This is a genomic window from Algoriphagus sp. AK58, from assembly GCF_014324365.1.
In the GTDB taxonomy this organism is placed as follows: Bacteria; Bacteroidota; Bacteroidia; order Cytophagales; family Cyclobacteriaceae; genus Algoriphagus.
The window spans coordinates 67531-75190 of the sequence record NZ_QEIG01000006.1 but is presented as its reverse complement, the minus strand read 5'-3'; the positions used below and the strand labels follow the sequence as shown (position 1 = coordinate 75190).

Below are 7660 nucleotides of genomic sequence, written 5' to 3'. Positions count from 1 at the left end.
ACGAAGCAGTCTCACGATTTTAACTAGTCCATCATGGAGATTGCTTCGGGGCTATTATGCAGTCCTTAATATCAATTTCTTTCATAGCCCCTCGCAATGACGGTTACATCACAGCAAGTGAGCCGCGAGGGAAACAGTTTCCTGCCTTTGGCACGTCACTGCGAGGAGGTACGACGAAGCAGTCTCACCATTTTAACTAGTCCATCTTGGAGATTGCTTCGGGGCATTAAGAAAAGAATTGAAATCCAAAAAAGACACTATGCCCCTCGCAATGACGCTACACCGCAGGTTCCTGCTGACTCAAGCAATGAAAACTCCCCAAGCCCCAGATAATATCCGTGCTGTCGATTCCGATCACCCGTCTGCCAGGGAAGCAATCGGTCAAAATGTCGAGTGCTTTTTGGTCGTTCTTATCTCGGAAAGTCGGTACCACCACTACCTCATTGGCGATGTAGAAATTGGCATAGGAAGCCGGAAGTCGCTGATCTTCCCATATAACCGGACTTGGCATCGGTAACTCCACGATGTTCAACTGCTTGCCGTTTTCCAGGCGCATTTTCTTGAGCATTTCAAGGTTTTCGGCCAGAATTCCGTGGTTTTCATCGGCTTTGTTTTCCTCCACTACGGTCACCACGGTATCTTCATTGACAAAGCGGGTGATGTCGTCGATATGCCCGTCCGTGTCGTCACCAATGATACCATCCCCAACCCATAGAATATGCTTCACCCCGTAGTAATCACAGAGGTACTTTTCGATTTGAGCTTGGCTGAGATGAGGATTGCGGTTCTCATTCAGCAGACATGCGGTTGAGGTCAAGAGCGTTCCTTTTCCATTGAACTCGACAGAACCGCCTTCCATGACAATTCCGGGTTTGAAGTAGGGGATTCCCAAGTGCTCTGCAATGTGAATCGGAATCTGATTATCCAGATCGTGAGGCGGATATTTTTCACCCCAGGCGTTGTAATTCCACTTCACGAGCACTTTCTTGATTTCCGCATTGGGATTGATCAAAAAGGCAGGTCCATGATCCCGGCACCAGGCATCATTTGTCGGAAAAAGGTGAAAGAAGATCTTATTTAGATCCACCCCGGCTTTTTCCAGATGTGCCAAAGCAAAAGCTTTCATCGCTTCGTCAGCCACGTTGATGTTCACTTTTTGGCCTTTGGCCACCTCCTTGATAAATTGGGAATAGGGCGCAAAAATCGTCTCGATTTTACCCGGCCAGCTCGCTTCCTTGTGCGGCCAACTCAGCCACATGGATTCCTGAGGAGCAAATTCCGCCGGAAAATAGTAGCCCAACTCAGCCGGGGTCACAGCCCCGCTTTGAGCCAATTCAAACAAATTCTTCATGGCTTATTCTTCGTCGAGGTATCGCTTGGTGATCGGAGCGTATGAGTCGATGCGGCGATCCCTTAGGAAAGGCCAGTGGGTTCTGTATCTGTCGGAACCTGTCAAGTCCAGCTCTTCCACGTGGATTTCTTCCTCCAGATGAGGGGCCTTATAGATTACTCGACCAAAGGCATTGGCGACAAAAGATCCACCCCAAAACTGCATCGGGCCTTCGATACCCGTACGATTGACAGAGACAACCGGAATTCCGTTCGCCACCGCATGAGAACGCTGGATCGTCTGCCAAGCATTGTATTGATCGTCGTTAGTCTGCTCATCCTGATGCAAAGCCCAACCAATCGCAGTGGGATACACCAAAAAGTCAGCGCCTTTCAAAGCGGTGATTCGGGCCGCCTCAGGATACCACTGATCCCAGCAAATGAGCACGCCTATTTTTCCGAATTTGGTAGCGAACACCTTGTAACCCAAATCACCCGGAGTAAAGTAAAACTTCTCAAAATAGCCCGGATCGTCAGGAATATGCATTTTTCGGTATTTGCCGAGGTAGGTTCCATCCGCATCCAATACCGCCGTGGTGTTATGGTAAAGACCTTCTGCCCGCTTTTCAAAAAGGGAAGCCACGATTACTACGCCTAGTTCTTTGGCCAAGGCTCCGAGTGTCTCTGTCGATGGACCGGGGATGGCTTCGGCGAGTTTGAAGTTTTCGTAATCCTCCACATCGCAGAAGTAGAGAGATCTAAAAAGTTCCTGCAGAACCACGACCTGAGCGCCTTTTTGGGCGGCGGTGCGAACGCCTGCGATGGTTTTCTCCATGTTTTCGGCCACATTCCCAGAGCAACTGAGCTGGACCAGACCTACTTTGACGGTTTTGTTTGCCACGGTGTACGGTTTTTGTTTAGGCCGCAAAGATACCTTGGAAGGGGGGGATTGGCAAATGATGATTTGGGATGAATTATCAGAATTCCTTTAACCTAATTTTAACCGCTACTCCACCTTGACTGTAGAAATAAAATTCATCAACCCTTGTAAATATTAATTCTAAATTTTGCCTGAAAGGAATATGCTTTTAAGGAAGGGTCATTTTGCTTGTAAAATTGACCGGTCATCGTACCCTCAACAATCCGTGTTGTTTCGTCAAATTTTGTAATCACCATACTGAGCGGTAAATCAGCAGGCCGGGGATTGATCTCAGGGCCAATATATCTTAATTGGTACTGAGTTCCGTTGATTTCCAGACTGTTGGTAAATACCGAGGGGTACGATCCTACTTTGATACTTTCAGTCATGAAAATGATAAAACTCAAACAGTCTTTCCCAGATTCGGTGCCGCATTTGTTTGAATACAACATAGACATTGAATAATCGAAGAAATTGTAAATCATTACATTGAGCCCGGGGGTATTGTCGGTTTTTCTTTCAAACCCGGTTCCTGAAACCAGATTCTCCTCCAAAATCTCGGATCGAAACTTAGTGCCATCCAGTGTAAATTCAATGTAAAGTGAATTTTCCTCAACCACAGGTGTTGGTTCCTCGGTTTCAGAACATCCGACCAAAAAAAATATCGAAACAAATAGTGTGATTTTTGAAACAATTAAAGTTTGAATAGTTTTTTTCATTTTACTAAAATTTTCTCCAAAGGTATAAGAATCACTTTCCTCTCAAAATACCCTACATAGGGTATTTTTGTCCGATTTTTAAATTAGATACTTGGGAAAAAACAATGAATTATGACAAGAAGTGAACAATTCCTCTTTTGTAAAAGATGCCGAAACTGAAGTGTGGACATGGATAGAGGGTTAATCTGTTCCCTTACTGGAAGTTTGACGGATTTTACCGATTCCTGCGAAAATTTTAATCTAGACGAAAAAGCACAGGCAGAAATGGCGGAATCCCCCGAATACCGGCCAAGTGAACTTTGCGCGTCCGGGAGTAGAAAGATTCAATAGGCTGGGTGAAATTTGCAATTCCGCCTAAATATTTTAACCATCCCGATAGCAATCGGGATGTAATTGGTCAGTAAGGTCAAAAATCCATCACCGCCCCCAATTTCTCCCTAAGCTCCAAAGCTTTTTCCGAACTGAGTTTTCCTAGCTTTTCCAAAAATCGGCGGTTATCCAAAGCACGGATTTGATCTACCAAAATCTCTGAGCCTTTTTCCAATCCTGTGCCTTCCGAGTCTAAACGTACTCTTAAAATATTTTCCTCAGCTGAAAGTTGAGTGATAATCGGGCAAATCAAGGTGGAAGGATGATCCAACTGATTAAGTAAATTGGTCTGAATCACAACCACAGGCCGGATTTTTCCGGGTTTGGTACCTCGGGCAGGATTCAGATTAACCAACCAAATTTCATATTGCCCCTTCATCGATCAGCTGATCAAATTCCGCATTCACTTCCATGGAAGAGTCTCTGACCATTGCCGAAGCTTTAGCAAACGCCTTGGCCAATTTTTTTCGCTTATGATAGCGATTATAAAATTCTAAGGCCTCATTGATATATCGATTCCTAGGAATCCCCTTTTCCTTGAGAATATCCTCTGTTTCCTCAAAAACAGATTCATTGAGTTTTAAAGAAAGTGTTTTCATCTGCTGATAAATTGTTTTTTAAAGGTCAGATAGCCAGTCCCGTCCCGATAGCTATCGGGATCGGGAGAATCTCGCATGTCTTGACACCAAAATTGGTTTAAAAGCTATGAGTCATGCTCGATTTCATTCTTCTAAAAAGTATTACCAAAGGCATATACCTTTTCCCAAGAAAGAAATTTCGGATTTTGAGGAATTGCCTTTGACAAACAGGCTATAAAAACCAAAAAACCACCCATAGTTAATACGGATATTTACCCAACCACTCCCAAAAGTTGTCCTTGTGGATCATTTGCAGCGGTTGGGGTCTGTAGGTATCCTCGAAAACCTTGGGATATTTCACCTTGGCCTTTTGATTCCACTTAAACTCAAATGGGTAGATTTTTCCGTCGATTTCCTCAATGTAGTCAATCTCCTGTCCCCGCACATTTCTCCAAAAGTATACCCTGCCATAAAAACCATGATAGTTGAGCAATTTGGTTCGCTCGGCAATCAGGAAATTCTCCCAAAGAGCTCCTACATCCGCACGGGAAGCAAGCGTGGCAAAATTTCCACTTATGCTATTCATAATCCCATTGTCCACAAAATACACTTTCCTGCTTGTGCTGATTTCCCCGCGGAGATTTCTGGAAAAGGGATTGAGTCGTTGGAGGATAAAAGCCTTCTCCAATAAATCCATGTAGTTTTGGACAGTTGCTTTATCTGCCTGGACAGTCTGGGAGAGTTCGTTGAAACTGACCTCCGAACCGACTTGCCAAGCCAATGCCTGAAGGATTTTGGCCAAAAGCTCAGGTTTTCGAATCCCTTGAAAGTTGAGTAAGTCCTTATACAAATAACTGGAAGCCAGATTATTCAGAATTGGAATTTCGGCTCCCTCTTGAGTAACCACCTCCGGGTAGGTGCCAAAAATCATGAACTTTTCCAAGGCAGTAAGGCAGTAAGGCATTCCCATACCCTGCACCAATTCGGACCATGAGAGCGGAAATAAACGGTATTCCCATTTTCTTCCAGTGAGTGGTTCGTGAACTGAGCTAGCCAACTCCAAAGCAGAGGAACCCGTGACAAGGCACTGAATTCCCTCAATATTATCGACAATGAGTTTGAGCGTCAGCCCTATTTGAGGAATCCGTTGGGCTTCATCCACTACCAACACTTGGAAGGAACCGATATATGCTTTCAAAAATGACAGGTTCGGATTTTGAAGTGCCTGTTGTGTAGTCAAATCATCCCCATTGAGGTACAAAAAAGGTTTTCCAAGGCTTTCAGCCAATTTTTTTACCAATGTTGTTTTCCCGACTTGTCTTGGTCCCAAGAGCAAAATCACCTTTTTAAAGTCGATTTTTTGAGACAAAACCCCGAACAACTCTCTTTGAATATGCATTTTTGGAGATCGTAATCCCCAAAAATACGTATTTTCAGGGATTATAATCTCTAAATATTAATTTTTCTAAAGATCAGGACATTTAAGATCCTCCAAAATTTTATTGAGCGCTTATTTTCTCAGGTTGGTAAAAAACAGAATCCTATCTGTGTATATGTGGCCAATATTTGCCAAACTCCCCATAACCCCTACTTTTATCTCAACCTAAACCCATTAACCTATGAAAAGACTCTTTCTTATCACGCTCCTAATTTGCCTCGGAGCATTTTCTACCTTCGCCCAAAAAGGCACTAAGGAACGCATCAAAGTGCACAGTAAAGCGCTTGAAGGCAACCTTATCGAAGATCCGGCAGATCGGGAAGTGACCGTGTACCTACCTCCCTCCTACGCCTCCAATCCTGACAAGCGCTTTCCTGTGCTGTACATGCTGCATGGGTTTACCGATACGGATTCCCAATGGTTTGGCTGGGAAAAGCACTGGATTAACCTTCAGGATGTCATAGAGCAGTCTTTGGCTGAGGGACTTTCCAAGGAAATGATTGTGGTCATGCCCAATGCTTACAACCGCTTCAAAGGCAGCATGTATGCGAGTTCGGTTACGATTGGAGACTGGGAAACCTTCGTCACCCAAGAACTCGTCCGCTACGTCGATGCCAACTACCGAACCATTCCGACCAAGGAAAGTCGCGGCCTAGCCGGGCACTCCATGGGAGGCTATGGCACTTTGCGCTTAGGGATGAAAAATCCCGATGTCTATTCAGCCATCTATGCCCTCAGCCCCTGCTGCATGGATGGAGGAGCATCTACCAATCCGGAATTGATGAAAAAGCTGGAGTCCCTAACCCCTGACCAACTTCAAGCCACTTCCTTTTTTGAAATTGCAGCCTTGGCGACCTCGGCAGCTTTCGCTCCCAATCCCAAAAATCCACCCCTTTACATGGATCTTCCAGCCAAAGACGGTGAGCCTCGACAAGATGTAATCAACAAAATCATCGCCAACCGTACCCTCAACTTTGTCGATCAATACATCCTTAACCTGAAAAAACTCAAAGCCATTGCCATCGACGCAGGGCTTCAGGATCGGGGAATTAGTGAAGCTACCAAAACCCTGCACGAGGTCTTGGATTCCTACCAAATCACCCATTTTTACGAAAGCTACGAAGGAGATCACCTCAATCGGATTGCTGAGCGGATTCAGACCAAAGTGCTTCCCTTTTTCTCAGAAAACCTGGTCTTCCAAGCTCCCACAAAACCAGAAATCATCGAAAATGGAGGCAAAGGAAACTTTCCTGCCATCATGACTTCTGCTACAAGTTTGCCTACGCATACCCTTTTTCAACCTCAGGATTTGTCCAAGTTTGGAGGCAAAGACAAACTCCCCGTCATCGCCTGGGGCAATGGGGCCTGCTTTGACTCTCCTTTTGAGCATGTCAACTTTCTCAATGAGGTGGCTTCCCATGGATTTTTGGTGATCGCCATTGGCACTATGCCCAAGCAAATGGACCTCCGCTCCAAGTCTCACAAACTCCTGGACGCCATCGACTGGGCCATCGCCCAGAATGCAGATCCTAATAGCCCCTATTTCCAAAAACTGGACACCCAAAAGATCGCCGTCAGCGGAATGTCCTGCGGAGGACTGCAAACGCTGGAAGTGGCCGGTGACCCAAGAATTACCACCATCGGGGTATTCAACAGCGGGGTCTTGGGAAATCCCGGGGGAGGAATGCCCGGCATGCCCCAAGTGACCAAAGAGCAGTTGAATAACATCAAAGTCCCTACGCTTTACCTCTTGGGTGGAAAGTCGGATATAGCCTATGGCAACGGGATGGATGATTTTGCTAAGATCAATCACGTGCCAATCTTTGTCGGCAATCTCGAAGTGGGCCATGGCGGCACCTATGGTCAACCTTATGGGGGAGAATTTGCCCGGGTAGCAACAGCTTGGTACCAATGGCAACTCAAAGGCGATCAGGAGGCTAGCAAGCTCTTTATGGGAAAAAATCCCGGACTGGCAAAGTCTGAGGGATGGGTAACAGAAAATAAGAATATGGATTGAAATTTCACTCAAAGCACTCCTTTTCAAAAGCAAGGGTTTGGCTCTTTTCAACAGAGAAGTCAAACCCTTTTCTTTTTCACTCTTTGTGACTCTTCTGCCCACGTTGCATTCCACCTTGAAACTCCAAATCATCTGTGAACTTGCCCACTGCAAGCAGGTCTGCTTTGGCCATCTTCCAGTCAAAGCAACTTCCAAAGGTGAATTATTTCAGCATTCCTTTGCGCATAAGCGCCTTTGTGGCAATTCCTTTTGCTTTTCCAATCTCTTTTTCTATTTTCACACTTTGAGACA

The 7660-nt window shown here is 45.4% G+C and carries 7 protein-coding genes; 1 reads left to right on the top strand and 6 read right to left on the bottom strand.

Features of this window, described 5'->3' with window-relative positions:
* Positions 1–277: 277 nt before the first annotated feature.
* The 6 genes from DDT91_RS05580 to DDT91_RS05555 all read right to left on the bottom strand — a co-directional run bounded on the left by DDT91_RS05580 (position 278) and on the right by DDT91_RS05555 (position 5313).
* Positions 278–1351, bottom strand: coding sequence for an agmatine/peptidylarginine deiminase (locus tag DDT91_RS05580; protein WP_187175160.1), 1074 nt, complete (start codon positions 1349–1351; stop codon positions 278–280).
* Positions 1352–1354: 3 nt separating this feature from the next.
* The gene (locus tag DDT91_RS05575) at positions 1355–2230 is read right to left on the bottom strand and encodes a carbon-nitrogen hydrolase (RefSeq protein WP_187175159.1); all 876 of its coding nucleotides are present in this window, start codon (positions 2228–2230) and stop codon (positions 1355–1357) included.
* Between the two features lie 137 nt (positions 2231–2367).
* Entirely contained in the window at positions 2368–2967 is a 600-nt protein-coding gene (locus DDT91_RS05570; RefSeq protein WP_187175158.1) for a hypothetical protein, read from the bottom strand.
* A 406-nt stretch (positions 2968–3373) separates the two neighbouring features.
* Positions 3374–3715 carry a type II toxin-antitoxin system PemK/MazF family toxin gene (locus DDT91_RS05565; RefSeq protein ID WP_187175157.1) on the bottom strand — a complete coding sequence of 114 codons (342 nt, stop codon included), beginning with the start codon at positions 3713–3715 and terminating at the stop codon, positions 3374–3376.
* Positions 3699–3935, bottom strand: coding sequence for a hypothetical protein (locus tag DDT91_RS05560; protein ID WP_187175156.1), 237 nt, complete (start codon positions 3933–3935; stop codon positions 3699–3701). Before DDT91_RS05560 ends, DDT91_RS05565 begins: the two co-directional genes overlap by 17 nt.
* 238 nt (positions 3936–4173) lie before the next feature.
* Positions 4174–5313 (bottom strand): ATP-binding protein, encoded by a 1140-nt coding sequence (locus DDT91_RS05555; RefSeq protein WP_187175155.1) that lies wholly within the window; start codon positions 5311–5313, stop codon positions 4174–4176.
* 220 nt (positions 5314–5533) lie between these two features.
* On the opposite strand from DDT91_RS05555, the gene DDT91_RS05550 reads away from it, so the two are divergent.
* On the top strand, positions 5534–7369 hold the full coding sequence (locus tag DDT91_RS05550) for an alpha/beta hydrolase-fold protein (protein ID WP_187175154.1): 1836 nt from the start codon (positions 5534–5536) through the stop codon (positions 7367–7369).
* The last annotated feature ends 291 nt before the right edge of the window (positions 7370–7660 follow it).

Excerpts from the sequence above, each read along its gene's own strand:
- DDT91_RS05565 (WP_187175157.1), bottom strand. The coding sequence starts at position 3,715 with ATGAAGGGGCAATATGAAATTTGGTTGGTTAATCTGAATCCTGCCCGA.
- DDT91_RS05550 (WP_187175154.1), top strand. The coding sequence starts at position 5,534 with ATGAAAAGACTCTTTCTTATCACGCTCCTAATTTGCCTCGGAGCATTT.
- DDT91_RS05560 (WP_187175156.1), bottom strand. The coding sequence starts at position 3,935 with ATGAAAACACTTTCTTTAAAACTCAATGAATCTGTTTTTGAGGAAACA.
- DDT91_RS05570 (WP_187175158.1), bottom strand. The coding sequence starts at position 2,967 with ATGAAAAAAACTATTCAAACTTTAATTGTTTCAAAAATCACACTATTT.
- DDT91_RS05555 (WP_187175155.1), bottom strand. The coding sequence starts at position 5,313 with ATGCATATTCAAAGAGAGTTGTTCGGGGTTTTGTCTCAAAAAATCGAC.
- DDT91_RS05580 (WP_187175160.1), bottom strand. The coding sequence starts at position 1,351 with ATGAAGAATTTGTTTGAATTGGCTCAAAGCGGGGCTGTGACCCCGGCT.